The organism is Actinomycetota bacterium (assembly GCA_040757835.1).
Taxonomy (GTDB): domain Bacteria; phylum Actinomycetota; class Geothermincolia; order Geothermincolales; family RBG-13-55-18; genus SURF-21.
This window is the reverse complement of record JBFLWJ010000004.1, coordinates 215,440-235,061: the sequence shown is the minus strand read 5'-3', so window position 1 is coordinate 235,061 and position 19,622 is coordinate 215,440. Positions and strand designations below refer to the sequence as shown.

Annotated in this window: 19 protein-coding genes; all 19 read right to left on the bottom strand. The window is 60.5% G+C overall.

All coding sequences use genetic code 11. The annotated features are described in order from the left end of the window. Positions 1–100: 100 nt before the first annotated feature. A complete protein-coding gene (locus tag AB1384_06505; protein ID MEW6553919.1) occupies positions 101–1,354 on the bottom strand; it encodes a hypothetical protein in 1,254 nt (417 codons plus the stop codon). Between the two features lie 214 nt (positions 1,355–1,568). Continuing rightward, positions 1,569–2,174 carry a hypothetical protein gene (locus tag AB1384_06500; protein MEW6553918.1) on the bottom strand — a complete coding sequence of 202 codons (606 nt, stop codon included), beginning with the start codon at positions 2,172–2,174 and terminating at the stop codon, positions 1,569–1,571. A 78-nt stretch (positions 2,175–2,252) separates the two neighbouring features. Further along, complete coding sequence (gene gltX / locus AB1384_06495) at positions 2,253–3,683, bottom strand: glutamate--tRNA ligase (protein ID MEW6553917.1); 1,431 nt, start codon at positions 3,681–3,683, stop codon at positions 2,253–2,255. Positions 3,684–3,791: 108 nt separating this feature from the next. Then, positions 3,792–4,868 (bottom strand): hypothetical protein, encoded by a 1,077-nt coding sequence (locus tag AB1384_06490; protein MEW6553916.1) that lies wholly within the window; start codon positions 4,866–4,868, stop codon positions 3,792–3,794. 446 nt (positions 4,869–5,314) lie between these two features. Next, on the bottom strand, positions 5,315–5,962 hold the full coding sequence (phoU, locus tag AB1384_06485) for a phosphate signaling complex protein PhoU (GenBank protein ID MEW6553915.1): 648 nt from the start codon (positions 5,960–5,962) through the stop codon (positions 5,315–5,317). An 18-nt stretch (positions 5,963–5,980) separates the two neighbouring features. Continuing rightward, on the bottom strand, positions 5,981–6,742 hold the full coding sequence (gene pstB / locus AB1384_06480; protein ID MEW6553914.1) for a phosphate ABC transporter ATP-binding protein PstB: 762 nt from the start codon (positions 6,740–6,742) through the stop codon (positions 5,981–5,983). Positions 6,743–6,771: 29 nt separating this feature from the next. Beyond that, entirely contained in the window at positions 6,772–7,626 is an 855-nt protein-coding gene (pstA, locus tag AB1384_06475; GenBank protein ID MEW6553913.1) for a phosphate ABC transporter permease PstA, read from the bottom strand. A gap of 1 nt (position 7,627) precedes the next feature. Next, positions 7,628–8,470: a phosphate ABC transporter permease subunit PstC gene (gene pstC, locus AB1384_06470; GenBank protein ID MEW6553912.1), complete on the bottom strand. Its 843-nt coding sequence runs from the start codon at positions 8,468–8,470 to the stop codon at positions 7,628–7,630. Positions 8,471–8,478: 8 nt separating this feature from the next. After that, positions 8,479–9,261 (bottom strand): phosphate ABC transporter substrate-binding protein, encoded by a 783-nt coding sequence (locus AB1384_06465; protein MEW6553911.1) that lies wholly within the window; start codon positions 9,259–9,261, stop codon positions 8,479–8,481. A gap of 365 nt (positions 9,262–9,626) precedes the next feature. Continuing rightward, positions 9,627–10,277 carry a phosphate signaling complex protein PhoU gene (phoU, locus tag AB1384_06460; GenBank protein ID MEW6553910.1) on the bottom strand — a complete coding sequence of 217 codons (651 nt, stop codon included), beginning with the start codon at positions 10,275–10,277 and terminating at the stop codon, positions 9,627–9,629. 20 nt (positions 10,278–10,297) lie between these two features. Continuing rightward, positions 10,298–11,080, bottom strand: a complete 783-nt coding sequence (gene pstB, locus AB1384_06455) for a phosphate ABC transporter ATP-binding protein PstB (protein ID MEW6553909.1) — start codon at positions 11,078–11,080, stop codon at positions 10,298–10,300. Between the two features lies 1 nt (position 11,081). Continuing rightward, on the bottom strand, positions 11,082–12,065 hold the full coding sequence (pstA, locus tag AB1384_06450; GenBank protein ID MEW6553908.1) for a phosphate ABC transporter permease PstA: 984 nt from the start codon (positions 12,063–12,065) through the stop codon (positions 11,082–11,084). Continuing rightward, positions 12,062–12,913 (bottom strand): phosphate ABC transporter permease subunit PstC, encoded by an 852-nt coding sequence (gene pstC / locus AB1384_06445; GenBank protein ID MEW6553907.1) that lies wholly within the window; start codon positions 12,911–12,913, stop codon positions 12,062–12,064. The genes pstA (AB1384_06450) and pstC (AB1384_06445) overlap by 4 nt, the downstream gene beginning before the upstream one ends. A 70-nt stretch (positions 12,914–12,983) precedes the next feature. Continuing rightward, entirely contained in the window at positions 12,984–13,844 is an 861-nt protein-coding gene (locus AB1384_06440; protein MEW6553906.1) for a phosphate ABC transporter substrate-binding protein, read from the bottom strand. 346 nt (positions 13,845–14,190) lie between these two features. Then, entirely contained in the window at positions 14,191–14,676 is a 486-nt protein-coding gene (locus tag AB1384_06435; GenBank protein ID MEW6553905.1) for a hypothetical protein, read from the bottom strand. A 138-nt stretch (positions 14,677–14,814) separates the two neighbouring features. Continuing rightward, positions 14,815–15,303 (bottom strand): ATP-binding protein, encoded by a 489-nt coding sequence (locus tag AB1384_06430; GenBank protein ID MEW6553904.1) that lies wholly within the window; start codon positions 15,301–15,303, stop codon positions 14,815–14,817. 155 nt (positions 15,304–15,458) lie between these two features. Continuing rightward, complete coding sequence (locus AB1384_06425; protein ID MEW6553903.1) at positions 15,459–17,228, bottom strand: ATP-binding protein; 1,770 nt, start codon at positions 17,226–17,228, stop codon at positions 15,459–15,461. Then, positions 17,228–17,923, bottom strand: coding sequence for a response regulator transcription factor (locus AB1384_06420; protein MEW6553902.1), 696 nt, complete (start codon positions 17,921–17,923; stop codon positions 17,228–17,230). Before AB1384_06420 ends, AB1384_06425 begins: the two co-directional genes overlap by 1 nt. Before the next feature lie 175 nt (positions 17,924–18,098). Then, entirely contained in the window at positions 18,099–19,502 is a 1,404-nt protein-coding gene (locus tag AB1384_06415; GenBank protein MEW6553901.1) for an alkaline phosphatase, read from the bottom strand. Positions 19,503–19,622 lie beyond the last annotated feature (120 nt).

Sequence of the window (19,622 nt, the reverse complement as noted above, 5' to 3'; positions counted from 1 at the left end):
CCATAGTAGTGTTGACCATCGTGCCTCTCCTTTGTCTCTCAGTTACTCCTTTGAGAAAAGGATGGCACGGTGGTCCTTGCTTTGCTAGAGGGTTTTCGGTTTATACACCACTACCGGGGACTCTAACGTAACCTTCTGCCATATAGACTTTTGATGCAACCTTGTAGTTGCCCGACACAGAGTACCCCCACCAACCATTAGTGTTCCACCTATAAGTAGCTTGTTCAAATTGCATATGACGAATCCCGGTATTATCCGAATCAAAATGCCATAAGGACATCACACCCGGATCGCCATATGGGCTACCATATGAAATTGTTCCCCTTCTAGCTGGTTGCTGGAATTCCCCTAAATCAATACCAGAGGGTATCAAGAACAAGTCTGAAGCATAAACAGTCCCATTATATTTTAAATACTGGCATTGGCCTGGCAATGGAATATACTTATCATAATTCACCGCAGAAATATAGCTAACAGCCGTATATCTAGGAGTACTCATGCCAGCCGCGAAACACCTCTGGCTTCCTGGCGATGGTTCGACATCTGGCATGTAGTCTAACGCCCCCAGGGGATCTCCCTCGCTGGTATGCATATAATATGGCCCATAACTTGTTCTTTCTGCGCAGAATTTGTTGCTAGACCATAAGCGAGTAGCAAATGACTTCCCATCACCGACATAGTTATTTACATATATTGTTCTCCTGCTGTATGGCAGGACGTTTGTTATTGGAAGGTCACCATAAGGAGGCGGGCCAGTACATCCATCTTCGGTAACAAAACGTGCATGTATCGTTATCGTGTTTTGGGTACAATTCTGAAGCGCAATGTAGCAATGATGCCCATTCGCAGAATCGACATAACCTTCCGCAAGGCAATGGACATATAGTCCATCCTCACCGGGATTTGCACAGCATCGAGAGGATGAACCTTCATTTCCTTTATAAGTCGTTCTTTCTGCTGCCACATTATAGTTGCCGCTAACTCTTGTGCAGAATTCTAAATTTGCATATAGATATGAATTTGGGCTAATAGTACGACGGCCCCGGGGCTCCAAAGTAAGGGTAACCGTCCTGTTCATATATCCGTTGCAATCATAGAAGCGCACATAGACGGTGTTTGCATTTACATCGTGCACATTATTGAGAGCAATATAGCTAATGTATTCGGCACCCGTATAACCTTCTGCGAGAAAAACGTTAGTTGACGTTACGCCATTCCCCGAAGTTGCATGGGCACCATGCGCCGTTTCCGGTGGAGATGCATGAACATTATCAATTGGACTGCCAACTAGCAACAGGAATAGCAGAGAGATGAAGACAAGAACGATAGACCACAGAACCCTATCCTTTTTCATCATAACCCCCAAGTGAATAGATGAACGCATTCAACACGGAATCATGTGCTTTTTGCGTCCCCATACGCCCCTTATGCATCGACTGCCGGAGCAAACCGACCGCTTTGAAGTTAAATATATATATATATATGGGGGGGTGGTGTCAAGGGCTCTTGAGTAGAATATCTTGTTATCGCATTGGGGAAAATTATCTGACTACAATCGGTCTGTCCTTCTATCCGCAGGTGGCCTCGCACCCGTGGCAACCCTGCTCCGGTTTCCCATCCACCCAGATGCGGCGGGCGAGCTGGTAGGAGGGGCAGCGGGCCTTCCATGGCGTGGTGGCCGTGCGGGCGCAATGGTGGCAGGAGACCAGGAGCTGCGTGGCGAACTGCGCCGCGAAGAGGGCGGCGTAGGCCGCGAAAAGTCTCCTGTCGCCCCAGGCGGCGGTGAGGGGCAGCGCCATCATGCCCCCCATGGACAGGCCCTCCGCGGCATAGCCCACCTGGGTGAGGGTGCGGTCGGGCTGGGCGGGAAACATGCGTGCGGCCAGCACGCCCAGGTTGTAGAACTCGCACTTCTTCCCGTAGTGTTCGCAGCGGGTGCAGATGAGGTACTTGCAGAGGGTGAACCAGGAGACGGTGGCGGCAGCCCACAGTGGAAAGAGCTTACGGCGGTAACGGGCCATGAGGTAACCGCCGGTGGCGATGGCGGCCAGCCCCGCCGCGCCCTCCACCGCGATGGCCGCCGGAGAGACCTCGCACCATTCCTTGACCGGGACTACCTTTATCTCGGCCCCCTTTCCATTACTGCCTTCTCGCCCCGATGGGGACGATCTCATCAGGGCCAGCGCCATCCGAAAACGGCAAAGCCGTGATCAAACCGGTTTCGCGCGCGGCCGCGCGCGGCCGTGTCATGCTCACCCGTTCAACGTCTCCAGTGCCCGGCGCATACGGTCAAGGGATTCCTTTTTGCCCAGCACCGCCAGGAGATAATGCAGGCCCGGTCCCCTGTCCCTGCCCGTCAGTGCCACCCGCAGGGGCATGAAGATCTCCTTGGGCTTCAGGTCCCGGTCCGCGAAGTGCTGTTTGATCCCACTGATGGCGTCGTCCGCGTCCTCGACGCTGCCGATGCTCATGCCCTCCATGACCTCGACCGCCTCGGCGATGACCCTCGCCGCCACCTCCCCGCGCATCCATTCCGCCGCGCGCCCCTCCGGCACGGCGGGCGGCCCGTAAGGCTCCAGGTAAGTGGGAAGGTCGCCCAGGGTGGTCAGGTTGTCCAGCACGGACTCGACCATGACCGGGAAGCGGGGGCCGCCGGACCAGTCCGGCGCAAAGGCAGCCGCCGCCTCCAGCAGGTGCTCCAATGGCATACCGCGCAGGTGCTTTCCGCTGAGCCAGTCCAGGCGCTGCTTGTCGAAGACGGCCGGGCTGGAGGAGAGGTCGCCGATGTCGAAGAGGTGCAGCAGCTCGCCCGTGTCCAGCACCTCCCTGCCCTCCGGCGGCGACCACGAGAGCAGGGCCAGGTAATTGGTGACGGTCTGCGGGAGGTAGCCCATCTCCCGGTACTCGCGCACGGCGGTGGCGCCGTGGCGCTTGCTCATCTTGGAGCCGTCGGGCCCCATGAGCAGGGAGTGGTGGAGAAAGATGGGCACCGGGTACCCCAGGGCGTCGTAGAGCATGACGTGGCGCGCGGTGTTGGTGAGGTGGTCCTCGCCGCGGATGACGTGGGTGATGCCCATGGTTGCGTCGTCAACCACCACCGTGAAGTTGAAACCGGCGCTGCCGTCCGAGCGGACGATGATGAAGTCACCCACCACGCCGGGGGGGAAACGCACGAAGCCGCGCAGCAGGTCCTGGAAGGCCACCTCTCCCTCGGCGGCCCGGAAACGCAGCGCCGGCAGCCTCCCCTCGGCCTCCCGCGCCTCTCTCTCCCGCGGCGTGAGGCCGCGGCAGGCGCCGTCGTAGATGGGGGTGCGCCCCTCCGCAAGCGCCCTACGCTTGCTCTCCTCCAGCTCCTCGGGGGTGCAGTAGCAGGGGTAAGCCCGGCCCGCTTCCCGCAGCCTTGCGGCATGCTCGCGGTAGATCTCGCCCCGCTCGCTCTGGCGGTAGGGGGCGTGCGGCCCCCCCATATCCGGCCCCTCGTCCCAGTCCAGCCCCAGCCAGCGCAGGTCGTCGAGGATGGCCGCCTCCAGGTCGCGGCTGGAGCGGGTGGGGTCGGTGTCCTCTACGCGCAGCACCATCACCCCGTCCTGTCCGCGCGCGAAGAGCCAGTTGAAGAGCGCCGTGCGCGCGGAGCCGAGGTGGAGCATGCCCGTGGGCGAGGGAGCGAACCTTACCCTGATCATCATGCCGCCTTCATCTCGATATCTGCGCTGTGCCCCATGCGGCGATTCTATCACAAGTGATGGGTCGTCCATGCGCCGCGCGGCTTCAGCATGGAATCGTCCGGGGGGTTATGCGGGGAACACCTCGACCTCGAGGTCGCCGTCGTCCTTGAGCTCCCATTCCACTTCGCTCTCGATGTCGAAAGCCTTTTCGTAGAGCCCCTGGGTCGAGCCCACCACCAGCAGGGGCAGCGCGACGTTCTCGATGCGCGCCCGCACTCCTTTCTTCCCCATCTTCAGCTCCCTGAGGTTGCCCAGGCCCCTGAGGGCCATCTGCACGCGCATGTTCTCCTCGCTGACGACCTCGGAGACGCCGACGAAGCCGGAGCGGATGAAGCGCTTCTGGGCCTCCACCACCACGCGCGGTATGGTGTCGCCCAGCTCCTCCTCCAGTTCGTCGAAGATGGGGTCGATCATGGAGGGGCCGGTCAGGACCATCCTGCGGCCGCTGGCCGTGCTGCGGATGGAGCCGTTCTCCTGGTCCCACTTGTATTCCCCCAAAGCGGTGGGTGCGCCGCAGCCGGCGCACTTCTCGAAGGCGATATCCCCCGATTTGTATTCCTGTTCGTAGCCCTTCCACATCAACCTCTCCTTGAGGTCGGGCGGGTTCTCGGCCTCGCGGATGGTTATCCTGTACACCCCCGGCTTCGTCTCCTCGTATTCGATGCCCGGCTCCAACCCTATGATCGCTTCGATGGAACCCGCGAAGTTACCCACGGAAAGGGGAACGGAGTACGGACGTTCGGCGAGCACGGAGATGAAATCGGCATCGTCGTGCATGTAGCGCACGTCCTCCAGGGAGAGCTTGCCGTACCCCATGGCCCGCCAGATGAGGAAAGTGGAATCGAAGACGATTTTCAGGTCCATGTCCCCCGACCGGATCAGGTCCTTCAGGTCGTCGGCCACGATGCGGTCCATGTAGCTGCGGGTGGAGCGCCGCGAAGCGTCGACGACCAGCCGCTGAATGGGCGTGCCTATCAGGTCGGCGATGCCTTCGAAGAGGGGGTCGAGGTTGCCGCTCTCGAAGAGCACCAGGCGGTGCCTCGACTCCCGGCTGGCCTGGATGACGCCGCTCTCCATCCAATCGTGCTGGCTGCTGATGTACAGCGGTATGCCGCACTGCGGGCAGACATTGATATCGGCCATTACGCAGCTCCTGTTACCATAGAATATCCATGGTGCCGGTGGTTTTGACGCCCCTGGCGAAATCCTTCTCTATTATTTTCGCCCATTCCGGCCCCGATATTGAGCATGGCTGCTTCTCCAGGTCTTAGAAGTCGCACATCACATTTCCAGTGCGGCGTTATCAAGGTTTATTTAGTGAGCGTGCACATAAGCTGGTCAATGGAATATTACATTACCCGCTGGAAGCGTACAAGCTTGTCTTTTTATCAGCCCAATACGTCTAGGGGACAATCACCCATGTCGCGCGGCCGCGACACCACCGAGGACGAAAATGCTGGTCGCTATTTTCAGGGCAGGTCCTGGATTTCAAATACCATAATGTGGTATGGATTCTGAAGAAGCTGCAAACGATGGAGTATATTTTCGCATCGATCACCGAGATACCGTGGTATCCAATATCCAAGACCCTAGGTCGGGCTTATGGTGCCCTCGACCATGAAGCGCACGTGCTCGCCGATGTCCACGGCGTGGTCGGCGATGCGCTCGAAGAAGCGGGCCACCATCACCACCCGCACCGCCACCTCCAGGTCCTCCTCGCGCCCCCGGTCGAACTCCTTGAAGAACTTGCGGTTGAGCTTGTCCACGGCGTCGTCCATTGCGTCCAGCTCCAAGGCCATCTCCACGTTGCGGTCCTTGAAGCATTCTATGGAACGCTCCACCAGGCGGATGGCGCGGCGGGCCATCTCGTCTATTGCCTCGCGGATCCAGGCGCTGAGGTAGTCGGCGGGGATGTGCTTTACCGCAACGGCGATGTCCTCGCAGAGGTCGGCCATGCGCTCGAAGTGTTGAGCCATGCGCATGATGACGATGATCATGCGCAGGTCCACCGCCACCGGTGCCTGGCGGGCGATGAGCTCGAGGCCCCCCTCCTCCAGGCGGTCGATGTAGGCGTCGAAGACGTCGTCGCCGACGATGATCGCCTCCGCCAGCTCCCGGTCCAGGTCGACGAAACACAAGCGGGTCTTCTCGATGGTCTCCAGCAGGTCGCTGCCCATGCGCAACGTCTCCGCGTAGAGCTCATCCAGTTGTTCGTGGAAGCCCTTTCTTATCTCCAAGTCATCACCCCATCATGCCTATCCGAAGCGTCCCGTTATATAATTCTCCGTCCTCTTATCGGACGGGTTGGTGAACATGGTGTTGGTATCCCCGAACTCAACGATGCGGCCGGGCTGTCCCTGCTCCTCCACCAGCATGAAAGCGGTGTAGTCGCTCACCCTTGCCGCCTGCTGCATGTTGTGGGTCACGATGACCATGGTGAAGTTCTTCTTCAACTCGGCCATGAGGTCCTCGATCTTCTGGGTGGAGATGGGGTCGATGGCCGAACAGGGCTCGTCGAAGAGGATCACCTCCGGCTGCACCGCGATAACCCGCGCGATACACAGCCGCTGCTGCTGCCCGCCGGAGAGGCTCTGCCCCGAGCGGTTGAGGATCTTCTTCACCTCGTCCCACAGCGCGGCCCGCTTCAGGCTGTCCTCCACGATATGGTCGAGCTTTTCCTTCTCCACCTTGCCCGCCAGCCGTGGCCCGTAGGCCACGTTGTCGTAGATGCTCTTGGGGAAGGGGTTGGGCCGCTGGAAGACCATGCCCACCCGCCGCCGCAGGCCTATGACGTCGTACCCGGGCCTCAGGACGTTCTCGCCGTCGAGGGTTATCTCGCCCTCCACCCGGCTGCCGTCTATGAGGTCGTTCATGCGGTTCAGGCAACGCACAAGGGTGCTCTTGCCGCAGCCCGAGGGGCCGATGAGGGCGGTGATGCAGCAGGAAGCGAAGTCCAGGGATATGTCCTCCAGGGCCATGAAGTCCCCGTAGTACATGGTCAGGTTCTTCACCTGCATCTTATAGCCGTTGGCGCTGCCTTCCAATCTCAACCTCCCAGTGACTTCCTCTTACTGTAATACTTCGACAGCCACCTCGTCCCGAAGTTTATCGCGAAGAGCAGGATGAGCAGCACCGCCGCGCCGCCATTGACGATGGCGCGGTAGTCGGGGACGATGGCCTCGCTCTGCACGTACCAGATATATCCCGCCAGGGGCGCAGCCGGGTCGAAGGGACTGATGGGGATGGTGCGTACGAAGACCCCCACGGTGAAGATGACCACCGCCGACTCGCCCATGATCCTCCCCAGGGGGAGGATGGTGCCGGTTATGATACCCGGCCAGGCGGTGGGTAGCACGACCTTCCTCACCGTGGTCCAGCGGCTGGCCCCCAGGCTCATGGAGGCCTCGCGGTAGGTGCGGGGTACCAGGCGCAGGGCCTCCTCGGAGCTGCGCAGAAGCACCGGCAGGTTGAGCAGGGCCATGGTCAGGGCCCCCGCCAGCAGACAGGTCCTCCAGTCCAGGTAGAAGAGGAAGAGGGTCATGCCGAAGAGGGCGAAGACGATCGAGGGCACGGTCCCCAGGCTGTCCAGGCAGAAGCGGATGAAGCGGGTGAAGCGCCCCTCGCGCGCGAACTCCGACATGTAGATTGCCGCCCCCACGGAGACGGGAAGCGCTATGAGCATGGTCAGGAAGGTCAGGTAGATGGTGGAGACGATCATGGGCCCGATGCCGCCCCCCTCCTTCAGGGCCTCGGGCTTGCCGGCGAAGAAGGACGGGTTGATTGCGGTCATGAAGCCGCGGATAAAGATCTCGATGACGATGAAGGCGAGGATGCCCAGGGCGACGACGCCGACGGCCCAGAAGACGGCGGTGGCGATGCGGTCGGCCCTCCTGGCGTCCACCCTACGCCTCCTTCTTGCGCGTGATGAACCTGATGGTCAAGATGAGGACCATGGCCAGGACCAGCAGTACCAGGGCCTGGGCGAAAAGCGCGGCCCGGAAGTCACCCACCGCTTCACCCATGTTGGTGACCAGGTTGGAGGTGAGGGTGCCGGTGGGCTGGAAGAGGTTGAAGGTCAATTGGCTCGAGTTGCCCACCACCATCTGCACCGCCATGGTCTCGCCGATGGCCCGCCCCATGCCCAGGATTACCGCCACAAGGATGCCCTCCCTGCCCGCGGGCAAAAGCACCTTGCGGATGGTCTGCCAGCGCGTGGCGCCCATGGCCACGCTGGCCTCCTTGAGCTCGATGGGCAGCGAGCGCAGGGTCTCCGCGCTCAGAGCGGTGATGGTGGGGAGCACCATCACCGCGAGCACCACCGAAGCCGCGGCGATGCCGTAGCCCGCGGAACCCGTTACGCTGGCGATGAAAGGCACAAGGATGATGAGCCCGAACCAGCCGATGACTACCGAGGGGATGCCCGCCAGCAGCTCCACCCCCCGGCGGATGGCGCTGGCCACCCTCGGGGGGGCTATCTGGTCCAGGAAGACCGCGGTGCCGATGCCCAGGGGCGCCCCCAGCAGCAGGCCGCCCAGGGTGGTGAGGACGGTGCCGACGAAGAAGGCGGCCATGCCGTACTGGCCTTTGTCGGGGTTCCAGGAAGCGGAGAAGAGGTTGGTGATGCCGATATTGGTGAAGGCGGGCAGGCTCTCCTTGAAGATGAAGAGGAAGATGAGCAGGATGGCCAGGAACGACATGGAGGCGCAGACGATGAGCAGCATCTTGATATATCTCTCTCGCGCCATGCCTACCCCTATTCGTCGTCAAGCTCGATGACGGGGATGTATTCCTCCGCCACCACCCCCAGCTGGAACTCCTCCGAGAGGATGAAGTCGATGAACTCCCGCGCTGACGGCTCCGGCTCCCCGTGAGTGTACATGTGCAGGTAGCGCGAGAGGCTGTAGCTGCCGTCCCTGGCGCTGTCGGTGCTGGCGATCACGCCGTCGTAGCGCAGGGGCTTGATGCTGTCGTTGACGTAGCCGATGGAGAGGTAACCGATGGAGTTGGGGGTGGCCGCCACCGTCTCGCGCACGATGCCGTTGGAATTGCTCTCGATGGCCGACTTCACCACTTCCTCTCCTTCCAGGGCTTCCTTGTCGAACATCTCCCGCGTGCCGGAAGCCCTGTCTCTCACCACCACCAGGATGGGTTCGTCCTCGCCGCCTACCTCCCGCCAGTTGGCGATCTCGCCGGTGAAGATCTTTCTGACCTGCTCGGCCGAGAGGCCGTCCACCGCGACGCCGGGATGGACCACGATGACGATGACGTCGAGGGCTATGGGGAAGTCCAGCATGGTGCCGTCGTCTTCCTCCGGCTTGATGTCGCGGGAGCTGTTGGCGATGTCCACGATGCCCTCCTTGGCCTGGGCGATGCCCACGCTCGAGCCCCCGCCCTGCACCAGCACCGTCTTCTCGCCGTGGAGGTCCATGAAGCGGTCGGCGCCCTCCTGCACCAGCGGGAGCAGGGTGGTGGAACCTGATATCCTCACCACGTTGGTTCCCCATACGCTGCAGCCCCCGAGGAGCACGGGGGACATGAGAAAGAGGCTGGCTGCGGCTGCCGCGATCGACTGAAATGAGGTTATGCGCCCCCGCCCGAAAACCACAGCATTTCCTTTCAAGCCGCATACCGGGACACGAGATTATGCTATCGTTCGGCGCCGAAATCCCATCGGCTCGGGTCTCAACCGAGACAAGTTTATCCCGAGGTAATGACAAGGTCAATTCGTCGAGATTACCACGGCGCAGGTTCGATCGGAGCCGCTAGAGACCGATGCCATTCCCGTGCATCGTTCCTGCTCATATATGCCGCTGCCGTGCCTTGAGGGAGCGAGCCGGGACGGATAGAGCATGGTATGTACAGGATGTGTGGCGGAGTCGTTCCGGTTCTGGAACTCCTTGATCAGGGGTTGATGGTTCCCTCGACCATGAAGCGCACGTGCTCGCCGACGTCCACGGCATGGTCGGCGATGCGCTCGAAGAACCTGGCGATCATCACCACCCGTACCGCGACTTCCAGTTCCTCCTCCCGCATGCGGTCGAACTCCGTGAAGAAGCCCCGGTTCAGTCTGTCAACGGCATCGTCCATGGCGTCCAGCTCCCCGGCCATCTTGACATCGCGGTCCTTGAAGCACTCGAGCGAGCGCTCTACCAGGCGTATCGCCCTGCGCGCCATCTCGTCGATGGTGCCCCGGATCCAGGAGTGGACGCTGTCGGCGGGGATGTTCCTCACCGCCGTGGCTATGTCCTCGCAGAGGTCGGCCATGCGCTCGAAGTGCTGGGCGACGCGCATGATCACGATGACCAGGCGCAAGTCGACCGCCACCGGCGCCTGGAGGGCGATGATCTCCAGGCCGCCTTCCTCGAGGCGGTCGCGGTAGTCGTCGAATATCGCGTCGCCGGCGATGAGCTCGTCCGCGGTCTCACGGTCGAGCTTGAGGAAGCACAGCCTGGTCCTCTCGATGGTCTCGAGAAGGTCGCTCCCCATGCGCAGCAGCTCGGCGTATAACCCGTCCAGCTGTCCGTGGAAATCCCTCCTTATCTCGAGCTCCATGCCGCCTTCCCCTCCTCGCCCTATCCGAACCTGCCGGTGATGTAGCGCTCCGTCCTCTCATCCCCGGGTTTGGTGAAGATGGTGTTGGTATCGCCGCACTCGACGATCTTCCCGGGGTCCCCCTGTTCCTCGATCATGAAGAAGGCGGTAAAGTCGCTCAGGCGCGCCGCCTGTTGCATGTTGTGGGTGACGATGACAATGGTATAGCTGGCCTTCAGTTCAGACAGCAGGTCCTCGATCCTCTGGGTGGCGATGGGGTCCAGTGCCGAGCAGGGCTCGTCCAGGAGTATGACCTCCGGCTGCACCGCCAGCACCCGCGCGATGCACAGCCGCTGCTGCTGACCGCCGGATAGGGCCAGGGCGGAGGTGCGCAGCTTGTCCTTTACCTCCTCGAAGAGGGCGGCGCTCTTCAGGCTCTCCTCGACGATCCCGTCCAGGACCTCGCGGTCCCTGATGCCGTACAGCCGAGGCCCGAAAGCGACGTTGTCGTAGATGGTCTTGGGGAAGGGGTTGGGTTTCTGGAAGACCATGCCCACGCGCTTGCGCAGCCCCACCACGCTGTAGTCGCGGTCGTATATGTCGTCACCGTCCAGGGCGACGCGCCCCTCGATGCGGGCCCCCTCCACCAGGTCGTTCATGCGGTTGAGACAGCGCAGGGCCGAAGATTTACCGCACCCGGACGGACCTATGATGGCAGTGATACAGCATTTCCTTATATCCAAGTTGACACCTTCCAGGACCTTGAAATCGCCATAGTACAGGTCCATGTCCTTGAGCTCGAACTTATAGCCGTTTTCAGACATCCTATTTCACCATTCCCAATCTCTTCTGATACATGCGCGCGATCAGCCTTGCCCCCAGGTTTAAGACCAGCACCACCAGCAGCAGGAAAGCCGCCTCTCCATTGGCCACGCGCATCCAGTCGGAGACAAGAGCGCCTTCCGTGTACATATGCCATATATTGGCGGCCATGGGAGCCGCGGGTTGCAGGGGCGAGACCGGAACCTTCCTCACGAAGAGGCCGACGGTATAGATGACCGCCGCGCTCTCTCCCACGATCCTGCCCATGGTCAACACCACACCGGTGGTGATCCCCGGCATGGCGCTGGGGAGCACTATCTTCTTCACCGTCTCCCAGCGGCTTGCCCCCAGCCCCATGGCGGCTTCGCGGTAGGAGTAGGGCACGGCCATTATCGCCTCCTCGGTGGTGCGCATGACCGTGGGCATGTTGAGGAGGGCGAGGGTCAGGGCCCCGGCCAGCAGCGAATAGCCCAGGCCGAAGTAGATGACGAAGAGGACCATGCCGAATATCCCGAAAACAACCGACGGCACGGTGGCGAGGGAATCGGCGCCGAAGCGTACTATCCCGGTTATCCGTCCCTCTCTGGCGAATTCGGTCATATAGACCGCCGCCCCGATCCCCAGGGGGACCACCACGGCGATGGTCAGTAGGGCCAGGTAAAAGGAGGATACGACCATGGGCCAGATGCCGCCCCCCTCCTTCATGGCCTCCGGTTTGCCGAAGATGAATCCGGGGGTGAGCGCCGTGGCGATGCCCCGGTAGAGGATGACGAAGATGATGAAGGCCAGTATGCCCAGGCCTGCCAGCGCTAGCGTCCACACGACAGTGGTCGCGACGCGGTCGTATATCCGCGCTTTTTTTTCGTTGCGGGCGATGCTCCCCTGGATGATCTTCTCAACGCGGTCGTCCTTGAGCTCACGGACGTATCCGGCGACCTCCACTTCCGGTCCTTCGATCTCCACTTCGGACTCCAGGTCGATGCTCACCGCGCCGCTTCCCTCTGCCGCGTTACCGCCCTCACCAGCAGGATGAGCAGCATGGCCAGGAGCAGCAGCACCAGCCCCATGGCGAACAGCGACGAGCGCTGGACCCCCGTGGATTCACCCATCTCGATGAGTATCTTCGTGGTCATGGTATGGGTGGGAGTGGTGAGGGACGTGGGGAAGGCGGTGGCCGGTCCGATGACCAGGGCCACGGCCATGGTCTCCCCGATAGCCCTGCCCATGCCCAGGATGATGGCCACCAGCAGGCCCGGCCTGGCCGCCGGGAGCAGCACGCGCCGGATCATCTGCCACCTGGTCGCCCCCATGGCCAGCGCCGCCTGTATGTGGGACTCGGGGACCGCCTCCAGCGCGTCCTTGGATATGGTGGCTATGGTGGGGATGACCATGATGGCCAGGATGATGGAGGCGGCCAGGACGCCTGTGCCGGTGCTGTTGGTCGCGCTCCTGATCCACGGCACCATGACGGTGAAGCCCAGCCAGCCCAGGACGATGGAAGGGACGCCGGCCAGAAGTTCGACACCCCTCGTGGCTATCGACCGAACCCGCCGGGGGGCCATCTGGGTCAGGAACAATGCCGAGCCGATGGCAAGGGGGGTACCCAGGAGCAGCCCCCCGACGGTGGTCGCTAGAGTGCCCGCGAGAAAGATGAGCATGCCGTACTGGCCGCTCTGGGGATTCCAGGTGGCGCTGAAGAGGTTGGCGGGGCCTGCCTCGGTGAAGGCGGGAACCGACTCCCTGGCCACGAAGAAGATGATGAGGATTATCCCGAGCACCGTAATCATGGCCAGGACGAAGAGCGTCTTCTTGACGATCCATTCCCTGTCGATCACACCCTGCAAAGCAAGCCCACCTCGCCCTTTATCGTGTGCGGTCGGAACCCCTGTCGAATGCCGAGGTCCCCTAGATCTCGGTCATTGGTATGTACTCCTCCGCCACTACCTCGTTCTGGAACTCGTCAGAGAGCACGAACTCGATGAAGGCCTCGGCCAGGCCGGTTGCGCTTCCCTTGGTGAACATATGCAGGTAGCGGGAGAGCGGGTAGGTCTTGTCGACCGCGGTCTCCTTGCTTCCCTCGACGCCGCCATACTCGAGAGCCTTGACCGAGCTATCCAGGTACCCCAGGGAGATATACCCGATGGAATACGGGGTCGAGGACACGGTCTGCCTCATGATGCCGTTGCTGTTGGTCTCGATGGCACCGGCCATGGGCACTTCCTTCTTGAGGGCTTTCTCGTCGAACATCTCCCTGGTTCCGGAGGCCTCGTCGCGCACGACCACGTTGATGGTCTGATCGGGGCCGCCGACGTCCTTCCAGTTGGTGACCTTGCCGGTGAAGATGTTGTAGACCTGATCCGCGGTGAGGCCCTCCAGGGGCACGTCCTTATGCACGATGACCACGATGACGTCCAGCGCTATCTCGTGGTCCATGAGGCCGAGGTCCTTCTCCTCGTCCTTGAGCCCGCGGGACGCGTTGCCGATGTCGACAACGCCCTCGGCGACGTTGGAGATACCCACGCTGGAGCCGCCCCCCTGCACGTTGACGGTCACGTCGGGGTTTTCGTCCATGAACATGTCCGCGGCTTCCTGCGCCAGGGGCAACACGGTCGTGGACCCGGAGAGCTCCAGGGTCCCGGAGAGTGCTGGCTTCTCCGGCTCGGCGGGCTCCTCACTATTGTCACCGCAACCCGCAGCGGCGAGCATCAATGCCAGGGCTACCGCCAGCGAGACCGCCATGATAAGGCTTAGTCTCTTCTTCGTCATTCCTTTCCTCCTTTTTCATTGCTTCTTGCATACCTCGACACGTTTAATCCTGATGCCTTACGATTTATCTGAAGGCGCCGCTCGCAAGCATCGTAACGCTCGCACACGGAACATAGGGGATCGAGAAAACGCGATACCGGCCCTTCGATACCCCCCATGATGGACGATCCTCCATCGCCCCACCATATGTCCCTGATAACCTTTCCAAGCATCACCGTTGCCCTGTGATCTTCTGCTCCAGCTCGGCATCTCATCGTGTAACCGGAATTCCTCATTACACCAACTATTGAAAAAGCCACGGATTAAAAACGGGTACAATATCGTTAAATTCTTGGCGAACGGGAAGTTAAATCGAGGTAAACTGGCAGCTCAAGGGCAGATATATGCTCGAGTCGCATGCGTTTCCGTCATCCGGCCCGATATCGATCACCCCACCGTGCAGATCCGCGATGTGTATTGCCAGCGACATGCCGGGGTGTAGACATTTCGGGCTATTGCCACCATCTCGAGGCGCGTCGACGAGCACACGCCCGACGCCGGCAGTGATGCGCTTATGAGCGCCTCCTCTCGGTTTGGAAACGCTGATGATCACAGCGTCTCCGTCAGTGCGTTGAGAGATGAGGACCCTTTTTCCACTGTTCTTCTTGATGGCATCGTCTATAAGGTTGCTCAGGGCCACCCTCAAGAGGCCCCGGTCGCCCCGCAGGGAGACACCTGGGTCGTTCATATGGGTCTCCAAGGTGATACCGAACCTCTCGGCGAGGAGGGATTTTATCGCCAGGGACTCCTCCAGGAGCTGGTGTACCGGGATATCTTCCAGTATCGTTCCCATTCAGACCCCACATCTCTCGCGGATAGGTGGCTCTGCCGGGCTTGCAGGCAGATGTTCACGTATATGAATATAAAGCCGGTAGATGAAAGAGGGGTAAAAAATAGGAGAAATCTTCCTTAACGGAAGATTAACTCCCGGTTAAGCCACGACACGCTGTCGACGAGGCAGGTGCAGGGTAAAGGTGGAACCCTCGCCCTCCATGCTGCGCACGCCTACTCTACCTCCGTGCAGGTCCGCGATGTCCTTGACCACCGACAAGCCCACAAACTCGGCGTCGATCTCTTCGACATCGTGCATGCCGGGGACTCGCGAGCGGCAGAAAAGGTCGCGTATGCTGCGCAGATCCTCGTAGGGTATCCCCCTGCCGTTATCGGTCACGACGAAGGTTTCCCTGCTGGGGTCGCTCTGATAACCTATCGTAACCTTTCCCCCCGGACGGTTGTTCCGGATGGCTGTCTCGATAAGGTTTGTCAAGGCAGCCCTCAGTAGCCGGCGGTCTCCGCATATGATGGCCCGCGGGTCATCGAGTTCCGCCTCCAGGGTGACATCATGGTCACTCGCAGCCGTGCTCTTGAAGTCCAGGCAATCCTCTACGAGTTCCCCTACTGCTATCTCCTCTATAAGCATCTTCTTCCCTCCTTTCCTTTGCTTTCTCGGTTGTCGGCCCGGTCGCATACCGAGGCGTCCTCCTACAGACCATTTAGACGCATGGTTGTTAATAACAGGTTCAAACCGTGGAAAATGTAGGTTAATTTACCGTTAAATCGGGGTAAACCGCGCTTTTAAGTATCCGGGAGAGATATGGTAAAGGTCGAGCCTTCTCCCTCCACGCTGGCCACGGTGACCGTGCCACCGTGGAGCTCGGTTATGTGCTTGACGATCGATAGGCCCAGTCCGGTGCCGCCGGTCTCTCTCGAACGGGCCTTGTCGATGCGGTAGAACCTCTCGAAGACCCGGGGGAGGTCCTCGCGAGGTATTCCCAGCCCGTTATCCTCGACCTCTATCTTCACGCCGCCATCCGCTTGACCGGCAAGCATACCCACCACGACTCTGCCACCGGACCGGTTGTACTTGATCGCGTTATCGATGAGGTTGTTCAGGGCGGTCCTCAGCAGCCTGCGGTCTCCTTCTATCCTCACGTCCTCCATATCCGGCCTGATCTCCAGCGCCACTCCGTACTCCTCGGCTAGTTTCTCCTTGGAGTCCAGGGATTCCTGCAGGAGCTCGAGCAGCAGGAAGCTATCGACCTTGATGGTCGCTTCCCCCGCCTCCAGCCGGCTCAAAGTGAGCAGGTCCTCGATGAGTTGCGAGAGACGGGTGGCCTCGAGGTCCAGGTTCCTGAGGAAATGCTCCGCCTTGTCCTTGTCCTCAACCGCCCCGACAAGGAGTGAATCGGTGAGAGCCCGGATGGTGGCGACCGGGGTCCGCAGTTCATGCGAGACGTTGGCCACGAAGTCCTGCCTTATCTGGTTCAACCTCTTGAGCGCCGTGATGTCCTCGATGGCGCTGACGGTTGCCACAACATTGCCCTCCGATCCTTTCACGGGATTTGATTTGAGGTGAAGCGAGATCCGCCGGGGATATATGAGCTCTATCTCCTCGTCCACGCTTTCCCCAGCGACCGCACGCGCCACTGCAATGTCCAGTTCGCGGCTGGACAAGGCTTCGATGATGCGGCGACCCACGGCCTTCGCTCCCTCCGCACTGAGGATCCTCTCGGCTGCCGGGTTGAGCAGCACTATCCTGCTGTCCGCATCGGTGACCATCACCCCCGCCGAGATGTTGGAGAGCACCGCTTCCAGTTTTCCGCTCTCCTCGACCGCCTCGTCGATGCGGCGGCGCACCTGCTCGGCCATGGCATTGAAGTCCCGTGCCAGCTCCGATAACTCCTCGATGTCCGGCTCGGCCACCCTGCGATCCAAGTTCCCCTGTGCCAATCCAGAAGCCGCCCCTTTCATTTCGTTGAGGTCCGCGCTAACAGTCCTCTCCGTCCATATACTCACTGCTACGATAACCAGGAGTACCACGCCAAAGGCGGCGAGGAAGATCAGCCATACCTGGGTCACCACGGGCATGAGGTCCTCTTCCTCTACGGCGACGCGGGCGGCTCCAGCTATCTCTCCGTCCACGACGATGGGAGCGGCTGCATAGATGTAATCTTCATCGAGGGTACGGGATTCCCGCCGCGTCGATTCCACCCGGCCTTCGAGCGCGCCCGCGACCTCCGGGCGACCGGCATGGTTCTCCATCTCCGAGGCCGGCACCTCGGAGTCGCCCAGCACCACGCCAGCCGTATCGATGACCGTCAGCCTCGTCGGCAGGTCCTCCGCCAATCCCTTTAGATGGGTATCGATATCATTGAGGGCTGCGTCGTCGTCGAAGTAGACCGCCATCTCGCGGGCGAAGATGGTCGCCTGCCTCTCGAGGTTTTCCTGCTCCCTCGAGATGGTATACGAACGTATGGGTATGATGACCAGGAGGCCTGCAGCGATGAGGACAGCTGCGATGAGGAAAGCATACCTGAATATCAGAATGCGCCTGAGGCTTTTCATCAAACCTGCCCGCCAGCCTCGAAACGGTACCCGATGCCCCGTACCGTGATGATGCGTTCCGGATTGGCCGGATCCTTTTCAATTTTCTCTCTTAGGCGGCGTATATGCACGTCCAGGGTCTTGGTCTGGCCGTAAAAATCGCCCTCCCAGGCTTTATTGAGGAGGTACTCGCGGGCCAGGGCCTTGCCGGGATTGCGCAGGAAGAGCTCCAGGAGGCGATACTCCATGAGCGGCATTTCCACTACCTTGCCTTCCACCACGACCTCGTGTCTTTCTTTGTCGATGACGATGTCCCCGACCTCCAGGCGTTCGCCCGTCCTCTCGGGATCATCGGTCTTGACGCGCCGCAACACCGCGCGCACGCGCGCGATCAGCTCGCGCATATTAAACGGCTTCGTGACATAGTCGTCCGCTCCCATCTCCAGGCCCAGGATCTTGTCCACATCGGAGTCCTTGGCGGTGAGCATGATAACGGGGACCGTGCTCTCTCTCCTGATCGCACGGCATAACTCCATCCCGTCCATACCAGGTAGCATGAGGTCCAGCAGGATGAGATCATAGCCGCCCCTCTCGCACATGCGCCAGCCGGTCTCGCCATCCAGGGCTATATCCACCTTATAACCCTCTTTTTCCAGGCTGAACTCGACCGCCTCAGCCAGCGGCTTTTCGTCCTCGATGATCAGGATCCTCTTCAAACACTCACCTTTCATGCCGGCGCTTTCCGTCCTTAATATTATCCCACTTCGCTCATTTTCAGGCTTTGTCCTTCCAGGGCACCCCCGGCCTGCAACGCTCCAGTGGCCATGCGAACCGAGAACGAAAATGGAAGAAGGGGCTTTTCAGCCCCTCCTTCATGTGGGAGAAAGCGGGCTACCTGAGCAGCCCTGAGATCATCCTGGCTATCTCGGTGTTGTCGATGTAACAACCACGTACCCGATCGTACTCATCTGCATAGCAGCGGAACAGATGAGATGCCATGCCCTTGGCATAGAACGGGATGAGTGCATTCGTGTGGTCACCGCTGTTCCACTCTACTCCCGGCACGTTGCTGGCTCCGTTGTTGACGACAGGCTGCATGTGCTGGGCGGCCGCTGAGCCTGGACCACAGAGGTAGCCGGTCTCGTGGTCACCGGTGACGATGAGCAGGGTCTCGCCCCAGTTGCTATTGCACCGTACCCACTCCATGACCGCTTCCACGGAATTGTTGAAGTCTATCTCCTCTTCGATCAGGCGGCCGGTCTGGTTGGCATGGCCCGCCCAGTCGACCGCGCCCCCCTCGATCATGAGGAAGAAGCCGTCTTTATCGTTGTCCAGGATATTGAGGGCGCCCCTGGTCATCTCTACCAAAGTGGGTACGCTCTGGTTGAGGGGGACGGCATAAGGAGCGGCCTTACCGTCGCCGCCGCGGGCCTGCTGGAGGGTCGTATATGCCTGGGCAACCCCACAGACACGCTTCGGGGCCCTTCCCTTCATCAAGGCCTGGAACTCGGCGCGGGTCTGGATAAGCTTCCAGGCATCGTCCATCTTGCCGTTGTGGTCCGCGTCGATGCCGCAGCCGGCGGTTCCCGCCACCAGAGCATCCCAGACGGCCTGCCCTCCGACGTACCTGTAATCGTTCGGGGAGACTTTAGGTTGTCCGTTGTCGTCGAACCAGGGGTGGCCACAGCCCATAATGACGTCGGTAGCACTGCTTACGATCATCTCCTGGCCAATGGCGGCATAGTTATTACGGGAAGCGTTGTGGGCGACGAATCCAGCAGGGGTGGCATGGCTCCATTCCACGCTGGTGATGACTCCGGTAGCCATCCCCAGCTCCTCGGCTCGCTGGGCGGTATGCTCTAGCTGGACACCGTTTATATCCACACCGATGGCGCCGTTATAGGTCTTGGTGCCCGTGGACATGGCCGTAGCGGCAGAGGCGGAATCGGTGGAGTTGCCTTTCACGTAGTTGAAATCGTTCCATGCAAGCTCCGAATCGTAGCCGGGGAGACTGTACGGGCCTCCTGCGGGTCCCTCGTACTCGTAGGTGCTCATGCCGACCCTCACCGGGAAGTGCTCGTAAGCCTGGGCTTTCTTCCTGCCAGCCTCGTAATAGTCCGTTGCCTCGATCTGATTGTATCCGCAGCCGTCGCTGATCATGACGATTATGTTCTTGACCTTGCTGCATCTTCCGCCCATGGCCTGCGTTTCCTCGAGCGGCATGGTCACAGCGAGGGCCGCCAGGAAGATCACCATGGCCAGGGCAAGAGCCACAATGATGCTGGCGGTCTTCATGGTTCTCCCGTGAGAATACATCTGGATCTCTCCTTCCACATCTGGGATTATCTCTTCGTGCCGATCGCGCATATGTGCCAGGCATCACCCCTTTCAACTTTTTGTCCCACTCGAACACCA

What these genes read in the sequence shown, in the direction of transcription:
- AB1384_06505 (MEW6553919.1), bottom strand. Translation starts at nt 1,354, where the DNA reads ATGAAAAAGGATAGGGTTCTGTGGTCTATCGTTCTTGTCTTCATCTCT.
- AB1384_06500 (MEW6553918.1), bottom strand. Translation starts at nt 2,174, where the DNA reads ATGAGATCGTCCCCATCGGGGCGAGAAGGCAGTAATGGAAAGGGGGCC.
- gltX (MEW6553917.1), bottom strand. Translation starts at nt 3,683, where the DNA reads ATGATCAGGGTAAGGTTCGCTCCCTCGCCCACGGGCATGCTCCACCTC.
- AB1384_06490 (MEW6553916.1), bottom strand. Translation starts at nt 4,868, where the DNA reads ATGGCCGATATCAATGTCTGCCCGCAGTGCGGCATACCGCTGTACATC.
- pstB (MEW6553914.1), bottom strand. Translation starts at nt 6,742, where the DNA reads ATGCAGGTGAAGAACCTGACCATGTACTACGGGGACTTCATGGCCCTG.
- pstC (MEW6553912.1), bottom strand. Translation starts at nt 8,470, where the DNA reads ATGGCGCGAGAGAGATATATCAAGATGCTGCTCATCGTCTGCGCCTCC.
- AB1384_06465 (MEW6553911.1), bottom strand. Translation starts at nt 9,261, where the DNA reads ATGTCCCCCGTGCTCCTCGGGGGCTGCAGCGTATGGGGAACCAACGTG.
- phoU (MEW6553910.1), bottom strand. Translation starts at nt 10,277, where the DNA reads ATGGAGCTCGAGATAAGGAGGGATTTCCACGGACAGCTGGACGGGTTA.
- pstB (MEW6553909.1), bottom strand. Translation starts at nt 11,080, where the DNA reads ATGTCTGAAAACGGCTATAAGTTCGAGCTCAAGGACATGGACCTGTAC.
- AB1384_06440 (MEW6553906.1), bottom strand. Translation starts at nt 13,844, where the DNA reads ATGACGAAGAAGAGACTAAGCCTTATCATGGCGGTCTCGCTGGCGGTA.
- AB1384_06435 (MEW6553905.1), bottom strand. Translation starts at nt 14,676, where the DNA reads ATGGGAACGATACTGGAAGATATCCCGGTACACCAGCTCCTGGAGGAG.
- AB1384_06430 (MEW6553904.1), bottom strand. Translation starts at nt 15,303, where the DNA reads ATGCTTATAGAGGAGATAGCAGTAGGGGAACTCGTAGAGGATTGCCTG.
- AB1384_06425 (MEW6553903.1), bottom strand. Translation starts at nt 17,228, where the DNA reads ATGAAAAGCCTCAGGCGCATTCTGATATTCAGGTATGCTTTCCTCATC.
- AB1384_06415 (MEW6553901.1), bottom strand. Translation starts at nt 19,502, where the DNA reads ATGAAGACCGCCAGCATCATTGTGGCTCTTGCCCTGGCCATGGTGATC.